14 protein-coding genes are annotated in these 18,234 nt (G+C 43.2%); 10 read left to right on the forward strand and 4 right to left on the reverse strand.

Translation table 11 applies throughout. The features are described from left to right. The first annotated feature begins 89 nt into the window (after nt 1-89). Both trhP and SWOO_RS18095 read left to right on the forward strand, forming a co-directional pair. Entirely contained in the window at nt 90-1,454 is a 1,365-nt protein-coding gene (gene trhP, locus SWOO_RS18090) for a prephenate-dependent tRNA uridine(34) hydroxylase TrhP (protein ID WP_012326109.1), read from the forward strand. Between the two features lie 77 nt (nt 1,455-1,531). Next, nucleotides 1,532-1,789, forward strand: a complete 258-nt coding sequence (locus SWOO_RS18095; RefSeq protein WP_012326110.1) for a YfhL family 4Fe-4S dicluster ferredoxin — start codon at nt 1,532-1,534, stop codon at nt 1,787-1,789. A 43-nt stretch (nt 1,790-1,832) separates the two neighbouring features. Here the strand turns inward: SWOO_RS18095 and SWOO_RS18100 are convergent, their stop codons facing one another. After that, complete coding sequence (locus tag SWOO_RS18100) at nt 1,833-3,116, reverse strand: GGDEF domain-containing response regulator (RefSeq protein WP_012326111.1); 1,284 nt, start codon at nt 3,114-3,116, stop codon at nt 1,833-1,835. Nucleotides 3,117-3,265: 149 nt separating this feature from the next. Continuing rightward, entirely contained in the window at nt 3,266-3,778 is a 513-nt protein-coding gene (gene ubiT, locus SWOO_RS18105) for a ubiquinone anaerobic biosynthesis accessory factor UbiT (protein WP_012326112.1), read from the reverse strand. A 173-nt stretch (nt 3,779-3,951) separates the two neighbouring features. Here ubiT and ubiU point away from each other — a divergent pair, with 173 nt between their 5' ends. Further along, nucleotides 3,952-4,953: a ubiquinone anaerobic biosynthesis protein UbiU gene (ubiU, locus tag SWOO_RS18110; protein WP_012326113.1), complete on the forward strand. Its 1,002-nt coding sequence runs from the start codon at nt 3,952-3,954 to the stop codon at nt 4,951-4,953. Between the two features lie 14 nt (nt 4,954-4,967). Then, nucleotides 4,968-5,828, forward strand: coding sequence for a U32 family peptidase (locus tag SWOO_RS18115; RefSeq protein WP_012326114.1), 861 nt, complete (start codon nt 4,968-4,970; stop codon nt 5,826-5,828). Between the two features lie 68 nt (nt 5,829-5,896). Here SWOO_RS18115 and SWOO_RS18120 read toward each other — a convergent pair whose 3' ends face one another. Next, the gene (locus tag SWOO_RS18120; protein WP_229377251.1) at nt 5,897-6,592 is read right to left on the reverse strand and encodes a DUF998 domain-containing protein; all 696 of its coding nucleotides are present in this window, start codon (nt 6,590-6,592) and stop codon (nt 5,897-5,899) included. Between the two features lie 344 nt (nt 6,593-6,936). On the opposite strand from SWOO_RS18120, the gene SWOO_RS18125 reads away from it, so the two are divergent. The 4 genes from SWOO_RS18125 to SWOO_RS18140 all read left to right on the forward strand — a co-directional run bounded on the left by SWOO_RS18125 (nt 6,937) and on the right by SWOO_RS18140 (nt 14,543). Continuing rightward, nucleotides 6,937-8,481 carry a methyl-accepting chemotaxis protein gene (locus tag SWOO_RS18125; protein ID WP_012326116.1) on the forward strand — a complete coding sequence of 515 codons (1,545 nt, stop codon included), beginning with the start codon at nt 6,937-6,939 and terminating at the stop codon, nt 8,479-8,481. Nucleotides 8,482-8,840: 359 nt separating this feature from the next. Continuing rightward, entirely contained in the window at nt 8,841-10,196 is a 1,356-nt protein-coding gene (locus SWOO_RS18130) for a YjiH family protein (protein ID WP_012326117.1), read from the forward strand. A 141-nt stretch (nt 10,197-10,337) separates the two neighbouring features. Next, nucleotides 10,338-14,051 (forward strand): two-component regulator propeller domain-containing protein, encoded by a 3,714-nt coding sequence (locus tag SWOO_RS18135; protein WP_012326118.1) that lies wholly within the window; start codon nt 10,338-10,340, stop codon nt 14,049-14,051. A gap of 87 nt (nt 14,052-14,138) precedes the next feature. Beyond that, complete coding sequence (locus SWOO_RS18140) at nt 14,139-14,543, forward strand: CBS domain-containing protein (protein ID WP_012326119.1); 405 nt, start codon at nt 14,139-14,141, stop codon at nt 14,541-14,543. Nucleotides 14,544-14,891: 348 nt separating this feature from the next. Here the strand turns inward: SWOO_RS18140 and SWOO_RS18145 are convergent, their stop codons facing one another. Beyond that, complete coding sequence (locus SWOO_RS18145) at nt 14,892-16,268, reverse strand: NCS2 family permease (RefSeq protein ID WP_012326120.1); 1,377 nt, start codon at nt 16,266-16,268, stop codon at nt 14,892-14,894. 550 nt (nt 16,269-16,818) lie between these two features. Between SWOO_RS18145 and torE the strand changes: the two genes are divergently transcribed. After that, nucleotides 16,819-16,989, forward strand: a complete 171-nt coding sequence (gene torE / locus SWOO_RS18150; protein ID WP_041417776.1) for a trimethylamine N-oxide reductase system protein TorE — start codon at nt 16,819-16,821, stop codon at nt 16,987-16,989. A 60-nt stretch (nt 16,990-17,049) separates the two neighbouring features. Beyond that, nucleotides 17,050-18,228 (forward strand): pentaheme c-type cytochrome TorC, encoded by a 1,179-nt coding sequence (torC, locus tag SWOO_RS18155; RefSeq protein WP_012326122.1) that lies wholly within the window; start codon nt 17,050-17,052, stop codon nt 18,226-18,228. Nucleotides 18,229-18,234 lie beyond the last annotated feature (6 nt).

Consider the following 18,234-nt stretch of genomic DNA (forward strand, 5'->3'; position numbering starts at 1 on the left):
GTTTCTTGGGCAAAATTTGATAACCATACAAACATTAAGTAAAATGCCCGCCCGCTTATCACCCAAATATTCGCTAACTGAGAGTAATTATGTTTAAACCTGAGCTGTTGTCTCCTGCAGGGACACTGAAAAATATGCGTTATGCCTTTGCCTATGGTGCTGATGCTGTCTATGCAGGCCAACCTAGATACAGCCTTAGGGTAAGAAATAATGACTTTAAGATGGAAAACCTAGCCACAGGTATCCAAGAAGCTCATGATCTTGGTAAGAAACTGTATGTGGTCAGTAATATCGCACCACATAACACCAAGCTTAAGACATACATTAAAGATATGGCCCCTGTTGTCGACATGAATCCAGATGCGATTATCATGTCAGATCCTGGTCTTATTATGATGGCTAGAGAAGCGTTTCCCGATCAAGTGATCCACCTCTCAGTCCAAGCCAATGCGATCAACTGGGCATCGGTGAAGTTTTGGCAACAACAGGGGATCAAGCGCGTTATCTTATCCCGTGAGCTCTCTCTCGATGAGATTGAGGAGATCCGTCAACGCTGCCCAGATATTGAACTTGAAGTGTTCGTACATGGCGCACTCTGCATGGCGTATTCTGGTCGCTGTCTGCTGTCAGGCTATATCAACAAGCGAGATCCTAACCAAGGCACCTGTACTAATGCTTGTCGCTGGAAATATGATGCCCATGAGGCAACTGAAACCGATTCAGGCGACATCATTGCTGTACAGCCAGATGTTCAGATCCAAACACCAACCTTAGGTGCGGGTCAACCAAGCAGCGATATCGTGTTACTTCAAGAAGCTGGTCGCCCTGGCGAATATATGCCAGCCTTTGAAGATGAGCATGGTACTTACATCATGAACTCCAAAGATCTTCGTGCCATTCAGCATGTCGAACGCTTAAGTAAAATGGGCATAGACTCGCTGAAAATCGAAGGACGTACTAAGTCATTCTATTATGTCGCTCGTACCGCACAACTTTATCGTCAAGCAATTGAAGATGCCGTTTCAGGTAAAGATTTCGACCGTACCTTGATGCATAACCTTGAAGGCTTAGCTCACAGAGGCTATACCGAGGGCTTCCTACGTCGTCATGTGCATGATGAGTATCAGAACTATGATTACGGCTACTCTATCAGTGATACCCAGCAGTTTGTGGGTGAGTTTACAGGTAAACGTAACACCATCGGCATGGCTGAGATCGATGTAAAAAATAAATTCAGTGTCGGGGACAGTGTTGAGGTGATGACCCCGCAAGGCAACCTGACCATCAAGGTTGAGGAGCTGTTTAACCGTAAAGGTGAATCTGTTGAGGCTGGGTTAGGTTCAGGTCATTTCGTGTTCTTGAGTCTACCAGAGGGCGTTGAAACAGATAAAGCCGTTTTGCTGCGTAACTTGCCCCAAGGTCAAGATACCCGTAATCCTCACGCTCAAGCATAAGCGAAAAAGGTAAAAGCCTCCTCTGACCCTAATGATGATATTAGGGTCATTAAAGTACATAAACGAGTAGATAGACAATGGCTTTATTAATCGACGATAGCTGTATTAACTGTGATATGTGTGAACCTGAATGTCCAAATCAGGCGATCACTATGGGCGAGGAGATCTATGAGATTGACCCTGAGCTCTGCACTGAATGTGTCGGTCACTATGATAAACCTACCTGTATCTCTGTATGCCCTATCGATTGTATCGACCCGGATCCAGATCATAACGAGTCAGACGATGAACTCTTAGTGAAGTATCACCTGATCACAGGTAAACCTGTAAGCTAAAATACTGAATGGCATAATAAGTGGGTTTCCTTCTTTAGCCCGCTTAACTACCTCTACTTTTTTCTTTCTCCCCCTCTTGCACTTCATGAATAACAGTGCTGTTTCCTCCCTGTGATAACGCTTTTTGAAATGCCGTGTCGGCTTGTGACAGTAACGTTTTAACCGTTGATTTGTCGCACATCTGTGCTCCACCGACGCTGATTTTAAAACACATTTCACGCTCTTTAAGAGTGAATGAAAGTGCGCTAGCAGCCTGTGTTAGTTTCTCTACCTGCTCTCTATTTTTCACCAAACTTGAACCTGAGATTAAACAGCAAAACTCCGCACCACCAAACCTTGCACGGTAGGGAGGCTCAATGCTTTTTTTCAACAACTCAGCAAGCTCTACTAATATCTTGTCACCGCCACTGTGACCAAAAGACTCATTTATCCCTTTAAAGTCATCCACATGAATAAAAATTAACAGGTGCTCAAGATTATTGACGAGTAGTTCATCGAAGTGCTCAGTCAACTGCTCGATAAAATGACGACGATTGGATAACGAAGTCAGATAGTCCATATCGGCAGCCATCTTTATCTCTTCGATATATTGCAATTTTTCGACGTTTTTAAATACGCGGCAATAGAACTCTTCAGGACAAAAAGGCTTCTGTAGATAATCATCTGCACCACTTTTTATAAAACGTGCTGATTGATAGGGTTTATCGATACCTGAATAGCCCACTATCACCAGCTCTCTATCGGCAAACTGTTTTCTCACCGCCTGCACCAGCTCTATGCCATTCATGCCTGGCATCTCTTGATCAGTAATGATCAGCTTTATCTCAGGATGCATCGCCAAAGCATTCAGCGCCTTAGTACCATCAGGCACATCATAAAGCGTGAAGTTTCTTCGACTTAATAGGTTACAGACATAACTTCTCACCGACAGTGAGTCATCGACAACTAACACACCTATCTCATGGTTTGTTAGCTGCCCATGAAGTACTCTCAGTAGATAGTGGTAGGCCTGTGAATTCTCTTTTGTTAGATAATCAACAATAGGTAGACTAAGTAGCTTCTGATGAATGGTGTTATTCATCTTTCCAGTCATCACGATGCAGGGAATATTGTGCTCAAGTACATGGAAAATCGCCTGGCCATCGACCGCATCAGGTAAGCTGTAATCCACCGTTGCGGCAAAAAAATCATGGTGACTCACCAGCAAGCTTTTTAGCTCGGCAAAGGAGTATGCGATGGTAACCCGGTAACCTAGCGAGCCACCGATATGCTCAATAACGGAAGCTATCGCCTTATTGTCTTCGACAACCAGCAAGTTGTTCATCATTAATGTCCCTTCAGATCGAGCTGCTCTTAAGTTTACCTAAGTGAATACCCACCTTAAGCGTAGCAGTTAAATCGAAGGGAATTTAAGGATAAGCAGTGGAGCTCATCAGCTCCACTTAATACCAATCAGTATAAAGATTTGATCGCTCATTATGCTAGCTCAGGGCTTGCTTTAAGCTGCAGTTGCAAAATCACCATCGCTAGTTTTTCAATACTGTGTCTAAGGGGAGAAGGCATAGTGTCAAACTCGATACTCAAGAGTAAGTTTTTCACTTCAAGGCCTAACTCTGTATCCCCTTCGATTGACAGCTTACGTTGAAAGAATAAGGTATCAGGATCTTCTTTACCTGCAGCCACCAAAAGCAGCTCTTTTGATTGACCAGAAAAGGTCACCGCTGCCGCTTCGGGCTCACGCACTAACCAGCGTGAGTCAAAACTAACCTCAAACCTTAATCCCAGATCAAGAATATCGATAGCAACCCAGTTACCCTTGAGGAAATCTAACTCCTCATCACTGGCCTGTTGGGCAAGTAGCAAGCCTAATAGTCGCTCTAAAATTTCCGCTTTAAGCCGAAAAGGTACCAAACCTAAGGGACGGCGAGCCAATTTAGGCCCAAACTCCAGCAGCTGCTTAGCCATGCTGTTCAAAAAAGGTGTTTGCATCTTGATCTCACTCCTTAATACAGGCAACCAATCTCCTCCTATAACAGGAGAGTTAAAAAGAAAAAGAGTTTAACCAGATTTTATGATCACAAACCTGTTTTATATCAAGTAATCGACAGCCAATCCCTTTTAAACTCCAAATTCAATTTTTGGGAGTATCTCGGAGCAAGAATATGGAACTGCTGTGCCCAGCAGGTAATTTGGCATCACTAAAAACCGCCCTGAACGCAGGTGCAGATGCCGTCTACTTAGGACTAAAGAATGACACAAATGCACGCTCATTCGCAGGACTTAACTTTACCCCAAAAAAGCTACAAGAAGCCGCCCAGTATACTAAGCAGCAGGGTAAAAAGATCTTCCTGACCATCAATACCTTCCCTAAACCTGGAGAGGAAAAGCGTTGGTATGAGGCGGTCGATATTGCCGCAAATACAGGCGTAGATGCACTCATCATCGCTGATCTGTCGTTATTAGATTATGCCCACAGCCATTATCCTCATCTCCCTCTTCATCTCTCGGTGCAAGCCAGTGCTACCAACCTTGGTGCTCTTAAGCTGTATAAAGAGGAGTTTAATATTCAGCGCGCGGTACTTCCCAGAGTTCTGTCGATGAAACAGGTGAGAGATCTAAGTAAGGTCACTCCAGTGGATCTTGAAGTGTTTGCTTTTGGCAGCCTGTGTATTATGGCCGAAGGCCGTTGTCACCTGTCATCTTATGTAACGGGACAATCACCAAACACTGGTGGTTCATGCTCACCCGCAAAGCATGTACGTTGGCAAGAGGAGGGAGAGAACAGGTTAACTCGGCTCAATGAGGTGTTAATCGATAAATCAGGTATCGATGAGCAGATGGGCTACCCTGTCGTCTGCAAAGGTCGTTACACCACAGAACATAACAGCACTCCAACCCATCTATTAGAGTCGCCAACCAGTCTAAACACCCTAAGCTTACTGCCCGAGTTGGCTAAGGCAAATGTGGTCTCTTTAAAAATAGAGGGCCGTCAGCGTAGTCCCGCCTATGTCGAGCAGGTGACTCAGGTGTGGCGACGCGCTATCGATACCTACCTAAATAATCCTGATAATTTTCAAACTCAAGTTGAATGGGATAGAGCATTAGCCAAAGTATCCGAAGGACAGACGACCACCCTTGGCGCCTATGAGCGCACATGGCAGTAATAAAGGATAAGACAATGAAAGCATCACTCGGCCCTATTCTATATTGCTGGCCCAAAGAGAAAGTTATTGAGTTCTACACTCAGGTAGCCGCAAGTCAGATCCCCTTAGTTTACTTAGGGGAAACCATCTGTAGCCGCCGTCGTGAGTTAAAATTCAGCGACTATATGGACTTGGCCCATATGTTAAGGGACTCAGGCAAGGAGGTCGTACTATCAACACTTGCTCTGCTTGAAGCTCCCTCTGAATATACCGAATTAAAAAAGCAGGTAGAAAATGGCGAATTTATAATAGAAGCCAATGACATGGGGGCTATTCAGGCCGCCAAGGAGAATAAACTTCCCTTTATCTGCGGCCCAACCATTAATAATTACAACTTAGCCAGCCTAAAGACACTTCATAAGTGGGGAATGCAGCGCTTTGTCATGCCAGTTGAGCTCTCTAAGCATTGGCTTAATACTGTAGTCTCTGTCGAAAAACCTGAGTTTGAGATAGAGATCTTTGGCCATGGTTTTTTGCCTCTTGCGCTATCCGCCCGCTGCTTTACAGCAAGGCAGAAAGGCCTAGTCAAAGATAAGTGCCAAACAATCTGTATCGAGAACCCTAAGGGGTTACTGGCTCAAACTCAGGAGTCTCAACCTCTGTTAAGGCTCAACGGCATACAGACTCAATCTGCGGCCTGTATCGACCTAACTTCAGAGCTCTCTTCGATGAGTGACATGGGGATCAGCTACTTTAGGGTGTCCCCATCAAGTGTTAGTTGCATAGAGAAAGCGGATAAACTCTTTGAGTTGGGCTCACAAAGCGTTCAAGTTGACGACACTCACTGTAATGGCTATTGGCATCAACAAGCTGGCTTTAACCACCTGCAGATATAAATAAAATTAGTTTAATTAAGGTTTTAAAGGACTAAAGCCTTACAATATCATTGAGTTTCTAATTAGTACTACACTCGATTTTTCACACTTCGGATCATGCCGCAACACCAAGCTATAAACAGTAATAAACAGAGCCACTCAAGCGCTGCTGGCCACCATATCACTGGCCTTGGCAGCTCCATCACCATCTCTTGGTAGAAAGGACGCCCACTGCCGAAAATGCCAAAATCGATGTATGAAGATAGCAAAAAAACAGTAAAACTAATCAAGGTTAGTAATCCGGTAATCATATTCCACCGAGAGTAAAACATCCCTCCCTGACGTAATAGGTATACGAAATAGAGAGTGATACTACAGGTCGCTAGATAGAAAAAATACTGAAGTGCCGCCGTGTGCAGGTGATAGACATTAACGGGAAATAATCCAACGGCCGCCAAACAGAAGAAAGTCGCAGCAAGAGAGAAACAGAGAGGATAAAGTAATTTATTATCAATTAATTGAATTGAAAAGAGTGAGAATAGGATTAAACTCAAACTACCAAAAAATAGCCCGCCATTGACGACAACAGCCATTGTAGAGTGGCCATAATGCCCCAGTTCACTGAGGGTATGGTTCAAGAAATTGAACCCGCTCCCGTCATAACCTTGATAGCCTGCAACAGATAGAGCCGTACCGATAAAAAGTCCGATTATCCCGAGCACGCCAAATTTAAAAGCCAGGCTCGACAGTTTTTTACTCTTATCTACCATATTCCCTAAGTTCACTATTCACCTAGTCCATACAATATATGGAAGCAGTTTTTTTTAACGAGGTCTAGCGCCAATTATCAACAATTCAATTTTCAAAAAAGTAAAACATGATAAATAAGCCATTTCACCGACAAACAAGTCGTAAAGCAAAGCAGTTTTAGCCACCAACCTAAAAGCCATAACTAGTATTAACAATCGCAATAGGCACACATAAAAGCAGGTTCCACTAAAAGATGCTCACGCAAACAAGAAACCATCTAAATATATTAAAGCGACAACAAAACAAACACATAAGTGATACAATTCACAAAACCGACAATTGATCTGACTTAGATTTAGCTGTTTGAACGGGAAAATTGATGAAGCCAACAAATACCCCCCAATCCGGGAGAGAGATCAAACTTAATCCAGATGATGAACTCATATCGATCACCGATAAACGCGGGGTGATCACCTACGCTAATCAAAAATTTATCGATATATCCGGCTACAGTGAATCCGAACTTATCGGTCAAAACCACAATATAGTCAGAGATCGGGAGATGCCCAGTGCTGCATTTAAAGAGCTCTGGGAGAAACTCAAAGCGGGACAATCTTGGCGTGGTGTTGTTAAAAATCGCTGTAAAGACGGTAGTTACTACTGGGTTGATGCTTTTGTTTCACCTCTTTATGAAGCTGGTCAGATAGTAGGTTATCAATCTGTACGGGTTGCCGCATCATCTCAACTTACATCTCGGGCAGCTAAGATCTACAAACGGCTAAACAGTGGTAAAGCGGTAAAAGATCCTATGTCGCTCACTCAAAAGCGAATTCTTTCAGCTGTTTGTGCCACTACAGGCTTAGCTATCGCAGGCATGTTTTGGGGTTGGGGCGTGATTCTCGCAGGTGCCCTACTGATGGGACTCAATTTAGCTATTTTTTACGATGAAGCTTTTATTGTCCCTAAAAAGCTGATGCAGATGAAACAGGATTATGACTCCGTTAGCCGCTTTGTCTATTGTGGCCGCGACACCTCATCTGTACTTGATTTTCAAATCATGTTCCAAGGCGCCAAAATCCAAGGCATATTAGGCCGCTCACAAGATAACGCCGAACAGATAGATGAGATAGCGGATCAACTTGTGGTTGCCGCCAATCAAACTCACGCAGGACTCAACCAAGAGAGCCAGCAAGTGGAACAGATGGCCAGTGCCATGGAGGAGATGAGTTCGACCATAGGCGAAGTGGCTAACAATACCCAATCGACCTCCAACAGCATAGATGAAACCTATCGCCTCTGTTTAGATAGCCGTGACTCAATGCATAGTAATACCAAAAGTATTGTGGACTTAACTCAAGCGGTCAGCGATGCTGCGGCCAACGCCAATCAACTGAATAAAGAAGCTGAACAGGTGGCAGCGGCGATGAGTGAAATTGATGCCATTGCTGAACAAACCAATCTTTTGGCGCTCAATGCTGCGATAGAAGCTGCCAGAGCTGGAGAGCAGGGACGCGGATTTTCTGTCGTTGCCGATGAAGTCAGAGTGCTCTCGAGCCGAACTCAAGAGTCGACCAATCGGATCTCTAAAAGTGTCGACAAGATGTTCTCTATGCTTTCAAGCTGGGCGGGCCAGATGGATCAAAGCCGAGTACAAGCCGAGCAGTGCGCAACACAGACTCAGGATGCAGCAGTAAAAGTCGATAATATCTACCAAGCCATCGGCACTATTCACTCTCTTGCACAGCAAAATGCCGTCGCAGCCGATCAACAGAAACAAGTTATCCATGAAATCAACAGTGTGATAAGTTCAATCAGCCTAGCCAGTGCCGAGAATCTACAAGCTGTTCACAGTGTTGAAGCCTCGGTGCTAGAGCTTAAAGAGAATGCAAACAAGGCAAAAGGGATGCGAGACACCTTTGGCTAGTTAATAGCCATCGGTATCAGCCTGGATGATACAGATGGCATAGAGATAACTATGCCATCTCTCGCTAAAACAACCACACACAACAAACAGAACCAACACACTGTTTTAACAAGTATTTTACCAAAAACCTCATAGCTAAATATCCCCCTCCTGCGCTACAATATAATTAATCAAAAAGATGCAATAACTATTCTACGGTATGCAGAATCACCGGAGTAATAGATAAGGTTTTACATACTGGAATGAAGGGGGTAATCTTGCCCTCCTTAGCATGAATGGATATTCAGTGATAATTTCACTTCGAATAAGATGATAACTTATTGGAATTGTACTGAACCGATAATTTAGAGTAAAAAAAAGTGGCAGAAAAACAAAACCATAACATTAAAACCATACTGACATTTATTATTCCGTCATTAATAGGCCTGTTACTATTTATGACCCCTATCAGTTATCAAGATGCAATTACTATCCCAATTGCGATTGTATCTAAAGGGTTACAGGCACTTCTGGGAACTTGGTTAACCGCTATCGTGACGGGCGTAGTCTGCTTTACGGCGATCGCTACAGTGGTCACTAAGCTGCTCAAACCAATATTTGTCACCCAAAATGGCTTTCTCAATTCGCTGCTAAACGTCACACCTATGTGGCTTATCATTAGGGTTTTAGGTGCGATATTTATTCTACTGACTTTTGCGCAGGTAGGTCCCGAGGCTATCCGCTCTGGCGATACGGGTGCGTTGGTACTCAATGATCTGCTTCCAGTGCTATTTTGTGTATTTATTTTCGCAGGCATGCTGCTTCCTCTTCTGCTCAACTTTGGCCTACTCGAGCTATTTGGTACCTTACTCACTAAAATTATGCGCCCTGTTTTCAATCTACCAGGACGTAGTGCCATCGACTGTATGGCATCTTGGTTAGGTGATGGTAGTGTTGGTATCTTGATGACCAGTAAACAGTATGAAGCTCGCTTCTATACCCAAAGAGAAGCCGCTGTTATTGGCACAACTTTCTCTGCTGTCTCTATTACCTTCTCTCTGGTCGTGATCTCTCAGGTAAAATTAGAGCATATGTTTGTCCCCTTCTACCTTACCGTCTGTTTTGCCGGTTTGATGGCTGCGATTATTGTGCCTAAACTGCCGCCGCTGTCTTGGAAGAAAGACACCTATATTGACGACACACCAAGACATCCTGATGATGAGGTGATCCCAGCAGGTAAAGGGGTTTTATCATGGGGCGTGGAGCAGGCGTTAAATAAGGCTTCAAAAGCTGGCGGCATAAAGCACACACTCACAGATGGTATGAAAAACGTCATTGATATGGTGTTTGGCGTGATCCCAGTCGTCATGGCAATCGGTACTGTGGCGCTCATCGTTGCCGAACATACCCCTATTTTTGACTACCTTGGTATGCCATTTATTCCGCTTCTAGAGCTACTTCAGGTACCAGAAGCAACAGCCGCTTCTAAGACTATCGTGGTTGGTTTTGCCGATATGTTCCTGCCCTCTATCTTGGCAAGTTCAATAGAGTCAGATATGACTCGATTTATCATCGCAGCCATGTCTGTTACTCAGCTTATCTACATGAGCGAAGTCGGTGCACTTTTGATAGGCAGTAAAATTCCCGTCAATATACTGGAGCTGTTTGTTGTCTTTATTCTGAGGACCTTAGTAACCTTACCTATCATTGCGGGTGTGGCTCATCTGATCTTCTAAAGATCACCACGACCTCAAACTAAAAAAGAGTGGCTGTGCCACTCTTTTTTTATTCCTATAATTACTCCTCGCACTTTTGCTATTTGCTTCTAAACTTAAAGACTTAACAACTACTAATAAGACGCAAACTAACGCTACCGGATGAGAATTTTCATTTTAAGTGTAATTTGGTTAATTGGCTGCCCTCTTTTTGCCATGGAAAACCAGCCTATTTTCGACGCCTATAAAGCGGAACAAGGGCTGTCGATGAACACTGTCAACGACATAGTGACAGATGATCAGGGGTTTCTTTGGATAGCCACTCAAGCAGGGCTTAATCGTTATGACGGAAAGCACTTTAAACTCTATCAGGCGGGCGATCATAAAGGCCCTACAGAGAAGCACATCCAAAAGCTTTTCTTCGGTAGAAAGAAACAGTTATGGTTGCTCACTAAAAGTGATGGACTAAATCTATATCAAGCAAACACTGATACCTTTATCCCCTTTAATGAGTCAAACAGCCCCCTCTCTAATACAGGTATCATAGATTTGTACCAAGATAGCCGCGGCATCTTGTGGCTAGCAACCCATGATAATGGCTTAATTCAGTACTCTCCCACCGAAAATAGGATCCTTCATCATTTTCTCTCCTCCCCAAACAATAAAGGACTTATCAGCAATCGATTAAACTTAATCTTCGGCGATCAGTTTGATCGAATCTGGTTAGTCTCTGATAAGGGGCTATCTCTAATCGAGCCTGATAATGAAATCATCAATTTCCCACAAATAAACAGTGAGCTGGGTGACAGTATAAGCAGCTTGGAAATTGGGAAAAGTAATACGCTTTGGATCGGAACCAAAGAGAGAGGTTTGTACCTATTTGATATTCAAACAGGAGCACTTAAACCGATAACCGCTGCATCACAACTCGAAAATGACACCGTCACTCACCTTAAAAAAGACAAATTTGGTAAGCTCTGGATTGCAGTTCACGGTAAAGGATTAGCCAGATATTCCCCCCAATCAAATAAGCTTCTCTATTTTGACAGTGCAGCAGAGGATAAACACAGTCTCAATAGTGTACATGTGACCTCCTTTGCTATAGACAGCGAACATCAACTTTGGGTCGGCACCCGTGGCGGAGGACTGAATAAAACTTATCTGGAGGCCGAAAGTTTTGGTCATATCAGTACCGGTAACTTTAAAGATCACCCGCTTGAAAATAGCAATATCAGAAGTATTTTCAGAGATCATCAACAGCAACTCTGGATTGGTACTGCAGCTGGCCTCTTTCAGGCCCATGAAGACATAAACAGAGAGATCACAGGCTTCTCTCTATTTGAGGTAGCAGGGATCCAAATAACCGATCTTTTCATCAGCTTTATCAGGGAAGATGAACAAAAACGGTTCTGGGTAGGAACTAGAGGTAAAGGCTTGTTTATCTTCTCCCCCGACAAGCAAAGTTACACTCGCTATCAATATCAGGTAGGCAATCACAATGGACTGCCCAGTAACTACCTTTACAGCTTATATTTCGATGATGAAAGTCGAGCTTGGATCTCAACTAAAGACTCAGGGGTCGCACGATATATAGATGAAGAGCAAGGATTTATTCAATATAAACACGACAGAAATGATCCTAACTCACTATCAAGCAACGAGATAACCAATCTCGTTCAAGATAGTGAAGGAAACTTTTGGTTTACCTCCTATGACAAAGGACTAAGTAGACTAGACAAACAAGGGAAATTTACCCACTTCAATACCCAAACCGAGTCATCAATTCCAAATAAGCACCTGATGTCTATCCACCAAGGAGGTGGTGACAATTTATGGATAAGTACCAATAATGGGATCTTCTCATTTAATACAAAAAGTTATGAAACTAAGCTATTCAGTACTGATAATGGATTAATTGGCAATGTTGCCTACCTAACATTAATGGATAACAAGAAAAACCTCTGGATAGGGACAGCATCAGGCCTTAGTATGCTTAATACTCATAACTTGAGCATCAGAAACTTTACCTATATAGATGGTTTACAAGATAATGAGTTTAACTTCGGTGCTGGCTTTATCGATACCGATAACCGTATCTATCTTGGTGGCATAAACGGATTTAATCATTTTTTCACCTCTCAACTACCAAAATTATCCCCACCAAGACAGCCTTTACTCGAAACCTTAACTATCTTAAACGGATCTCAATCCAGTATCTCTGAGACTCAAAAAGTAAAAATTACTCAAGAAGATAAGATAAAGCTCTCCTACCAACATGATATTTTTACACTGTCGTTCCTCACACCTGCGCTTCATAGAGCAAAACGGTTAGTGTATGAATATAAAATGCTAGGATTACATGACAGTTGGTTGGTCGCCAATACTGATCAAACCGCTCAATTCACAGGTTTGTCATCGGGTAATTACGCCTTCCTCCTCAGAGCAAAGGATATAGATGGCAAATACAGCCCTATTCGTCGTCTGGATATTCAAGTATTAGCAGCCCCTTGGTTATCTTGGTGGGCAATCACTCTCTACGTCGTGGCTTTTATCACCCTATTTTCACTATTGTATTATTCGAAACTCAAAAAATATAATGAACAAAACCTGCTGTTAAAAGAGATAGAGCAAAGTGAGCAGAGGCTACAGCTCTCCTTGTGGGGAAGTGGAGATGAGTTTTGGGATTGGAATATTGTAGATAAACAGATAGTGCGCACAAATGTATTTCTCCAATACCCAGAAAAAGAGTTCCGTCTGCACGATACAATGCAGCAGTGTGTCCACCCTGATGATCTACCCAATATAATGACAGAGACCGATGCCTGCATGAAAAAAGGCAAAGACAAATTTGAGTTAACCTATCGCTCAAAACTCACTGATGGTGGTTGGCTATGGGTCTTAAATAGAGGACAAGTCATTCTTAGGGATCAGCTTGCTCGCCCCTCAAGACTAGCTGGAACAATTAAGAATATTCAATCTCAGAAAGAGACTGAAACCGCTCTAAGGACCCTGAACCAAGATTTAGAGAAGAGAGTATTTAGCCGTACCAGTGAACTGCAAAAAAGTAATGATGAACTCACCGAGACCTTAGAGGAGTTAAAGTTCACTCAAGGTGAGCTTATCGATAAAGAGAAGATGGCCACACTAGGTGGTTTGGTTGCCAGTATAACCCATGAGATAAATACACCGATTGGGATCAGTGTTACCGCCGCATCTCACCTACACAATAGTGTAGAGATATTTAATCAACACTATAATGAAGGTGAGATATCTCAAGAAGAGTTTGAAGACTATCAAATAGAAGTATCAGACTGTTCAAAGCTAATCTTAACAAACTTAGAGCGGGCTTCTAAACTCATCCAAAGCTTCAAAAAAGTCTCGGTTGACCAATCCCATGAAGATGTCAGAGAGTTTGACCTTAAGAGCTATCTAGATGAGATTTTCCTCTCCCTTAATCCCATGCTCTCAAGAACAGCTCATCAATACAGTTATCAATGTAAAGACAGCATAGTAATAAAAAGTAATCCAGGTGCTTTCTACCAAATTATCAGCAACTTAATTAATAACTCTATCGTACATGCCTTTCCTGATGGCCGCTCAGGTGAACTCAATTTAACCGTTACATGTTCAAATTCTGGCATCGAGATCATCTACCAAGACAATGGTTGTGGTATGCCTGAGCATGTACAAGAGAAGATATTCTCCCCTTTCTTCACGACGAAGCGAGGCAAAGGAGGCAGTGGCTTAGGCATGAATATCGTCTACAACTTAGTCACTCAGGTACTTGAAGGTGAGGTAGAACTAACTTCGACAATCGATAATGGCAGTCTGTTCAAAATATCTTTACCTTCATCACTCCTGATAAATTCCGCATAAATAACTTATCAATCTCACTCCAGAACTGTTATAAATATGTAAGAGTGAGTTTTAACTCATTGATTTATAGATAACAGGAGTGCCATTATGGATATACAAGTATCTGAAATAATGACAAGCAGGGTTGTCACCATAGATATGGATGATAGATTATCTGTTGCTAAAGAGATCTTTGATAATGCCCCCTTCCATCACCTGCTCGTTGTCGAACATAATCAGCTGCAAGGGGTACTCTCTGAGCGAGACTTTTTACGTGCATTAAGCCCGAATATCGGCAATATAAATGAGACAGAGCGTGATAGTGATACTCTGCTCAAACGTGCGCACCAAGTAATGGCTCGTAACCCCATCACAATTGAAGCCAAAGAGAACATCAATTGTGCAAGTAAGTTACTACTTGAGCATGGAATAGGCTCACTGCCTGTTTTAGAGCAAGGGGAACTTGTTGGGATCATCACATGGAAAGATCTGTTGCGAGCCTACTCAGACTAATACCAATTAGTATAAGAAAGTAGCCAGCTCAGAGCTGTTTTAGGCAAACTAGTTCGAGGCGGATAACTGAAGTAATGGTGCTCCCTTGGGAAGTTATTCAACGAAGAAGTAGGCAGCCTAAAACGCTCCTAAAAGGCGAGTCTTAGCGCTTCTGAATACTACGTCATCGAGCTTGAGCGTAGAGCAACTATGCCCTTCACTCGCTTCCTTGTCTTAAAAGCGCTAAGTTCTCGCTGAGTGACTACATCTTTATACTAAATGGTATAATGCAAAGCTCCATTGATGAGGCAAACATCGAGTTTACCTCATCACACAATTTATCCTTTTACCAAGTCAGTGTAAGCAAGGCTAAATTGCCCAGCCTCCCATGTAGAAGACCACTAGACCTAAGGTTATCGCAACCACACCAGGCTTTAACTGACGCCACTCACCACTGCAAATACGACCAATCACTAGCGTCACGAAGCCAAGCATAATCCCCGTGACAATGTTACAGCTTAAAATGATAAACACGGCGCAGGTAAGTCCCGCCATGGCATCAACCTTGTCATTAAAATCAAGCTTAGTTACGTTACTTAACATCAAAAGGCCGACATACATCAAAGCAGGCGCGGTAGCATAAGCTGGTACCAAGTAGCTAAGTGGCGCCAAAAACATCATCAGCAGAAACAACACACCAACAATCGTTGCCGTTAATCCAGTCTTGCCACCAGCTGCGGTTCCAGCTGCCGATTCAATATAAACAGCCGCAGGGGCACCACCAACGGCGCCAGCAACGATGCTGCTCACAGAGTCAGAAGTCAACGCTTTACCGCCACCAACAATATTATCTTTCTCATCAAGCAGTTCAGCCTGACCAGCAACTGCACGAATTGTCCCCGTTGCATCGAAGATTGCCGTCATCACCAGCGCTAACACAATTGGCAGTACCACAGGATTTAACGCCCCCATGATATCAAGCTGACCAATTAAAGACTGTTCAGACATTAAGTTCGGCCAAGCAAAGAAGCCTTGATATTGCACTGAAGGATCGAAAAAGAGGCCAAACAGAGAAAGAGCAATAATCACCAGTAAGATCCCTCCTGGTACCCCACGCTTCTCAAGACCGATGGTTGCAGCTAACCCAATAATTGCAGCCAAAACAGGAAGGCTATTAATATCGCCTAGTTTAACTGGCAGACCTGCATCATTAGCCACGATAAGCTGTACGCTATTTGTTGCAATTAAAAGTAAAAACAGACCAATACCTATACCTGTACCATGGGCAATACCTTTAGGTAAATTAGTTAACACCCACTGACGTATTCCGGTGACACTCACAAAGGTGAATACAACACCCATCAAGAAGATGGCACCTAAAGTGACAGGAATAGAGATCCCCTGCCCCAATACCATGCTAAAGGCTGTAAACGCGGTGAGGGAGATAGCGCAACCAATCGCCATAGGCAAGTTTGCCCATAACCCCATCAATAGGGAGCCAAAAGCGGCAATTAAACAGGTAGCGATGAAAACCGCCCCGGTATCAAACCCCGCAGCACCTAGCATATTAGGGACAACAATGACCGAGTAAACCATAGCAAGAAAGGTTGTTAAGCCAGCAATGGCTTCACGCTTAAGTGTGCTTCCCCTTTGTGAGATCGTAAAAAAGCGATCTAAAAAAGAGAGTAAACCTGATGATTGAATTGCAGATACTTCTGGTGTAGGGCTAGTCTGTTGGGACTGCATAATGATTATACCTTTTTTGATCTCTTAGAGTTTGGAAGGCTATGGCAGGTGAGAGCCCCGATAAATCGGGTGAGAGATCCACTTAATACTAGCGAGTATTTAACGTGACCTGCATGCTTTATACCCGAGCATCTTGAGGTAGCTTGGGTATACATAGTGACATTAAGCCACCATTTATGCCTTATCAACGCCCTAATCCAAAAGAAAAAAGTGCAATGACAACACAGCCTTTGTTGGCGGCGGATTCTACAGTAATATTTTCCTGACACAAAGCACAAGCCATGCAAATTGTGATTTACTTGAAAAGCAGATTGACCTGCTCATTAGGATAAAATCGTTCGTACTCGCTAAGATAACTGATGAAAAAAACCTCTATGGCTATCAAAGATAAGCTAAAAATAAGTTAACCAGCTGATTAATAGAGTAGAGCTCATTCGTTCATATTTTTTCATATTTTCATAAATATCATTCATTCAACGTATTATACCTATTCACAAACATGCTTTATATTAGTGTAATCGAAGATAAGATCACATTAAGAGAGTCGGTTATGGCAGATCACCTACCAACAGAGACACCCGCTGAAGTGAAATCTAAAGAATTGAAAGCCTTAGGTTTCATTATTGTTCTACTTTTCCCAATCCTTACCATCTCAGGTATTGGTGCTTATGGCTTAATCATCTGGATAATCCAGGCCTTCGCTGGTGTTGCCAGCCACTAAGTAAGCACAAAGCGGCTGAACAAAAACAAATTTAAGATTTAAGATTTAAAGGATACTGTTATGAAGTGGATCATCAACATTTGGCGCACACTTACCAAGCCTGCCAAATTTCTTACCTTAGGTTCGGTCAGTATATCTGCCTTCCTGATGGGTATTATCTTCTGGGGTGGATTTAACACAGCCTTAGAGGCGACAAACACCGAAGAGTTCTGTATTAGCTGCCACAGTATGGAAAGCATGCCATACAAGGAGCTGCAGGAAACAGTACATTGGTCTAATCACTCAGGTGTTCGTGCAACCTGTCCTGATTGCCATGTTCCTCACAACTGGAGCCGTAAAATTGCTCGTAAGATGGAAGCATCTCACGACGTATGGGGCTGGATGTTACAAACAGTCAATACACCAGAAAAGTTTGAAGAGAAACGCTTAGAGATGGCGAGCCGCGAGTGGAAACGCTTCGATCGTGACAACTCTCTGGCTTGTAAAAACTGCCATAACTACGACTCAATGAAGTGGGAAAGCATGTCTAAGCTGGCTCAAAAGCAGATGAAACGCGCTGCAGAGCTAGATCAAAGCTGTATCGATTGCCACAAAGGGATCGCACATAAGCTACCAGATATGGGAACATCACGTGCGCCAGAGCTTATCGCTCAAGTTGGCTCAGGTGAGAGTGCTCCTCAGGTCGAGCAAACTTATTTCTCAGCATTAACTAAACCACTTTACTTCAACGAGAAAACAGACGTTGAGGCAGGAACCCTAAATATCGCCACTAAAGTCAAGGTGTTAGAGACTAAAGGCAACCGCGTTAAAATTGGTATCGATGGCTGGCGCAAAAAGATTGGTGCAGGTCGTGTGATCTACTTCGATTTCGGTCTTAACATCCTATCGGCTCAACTAAGTAAAGATGCCGCCCTTGAAGAGGGTGTAATGGAAGTGTTCGAAGAGAAAGAAGATCCATTAACAGGTCTTAAGTGGCAACGTGTTGAAGCTAAGATCTGGACCGACAAAGATTACTTGGTCACCGATCTACAGCCACTTTGGGACTATGCTCGTGAAACATACAGCACAAGCTGTAGTGTATGTCACACCCAACCTGCCGAAGCACACTTCGATGCCAACACTTGGCCAGGTATGTTCCAAGGCATGATCGCTTTCGTTAACATGGATCAGGATACTCAAGCGCTGGTACAGAAATACCTACAAGAGCATTCGTCTACTTTCGATAAGTCTGCGCACTAGCATTAA

Source organism: Shewanella woodyi ATCC 51908 (assembly GCF_000019525.1).
Lineage (GTDB): Bacteria > Pseudomonadota > Gammaproteobacteria > Enterobacterales > Shewanellaceae > Shewanella > Shewanella woodyi.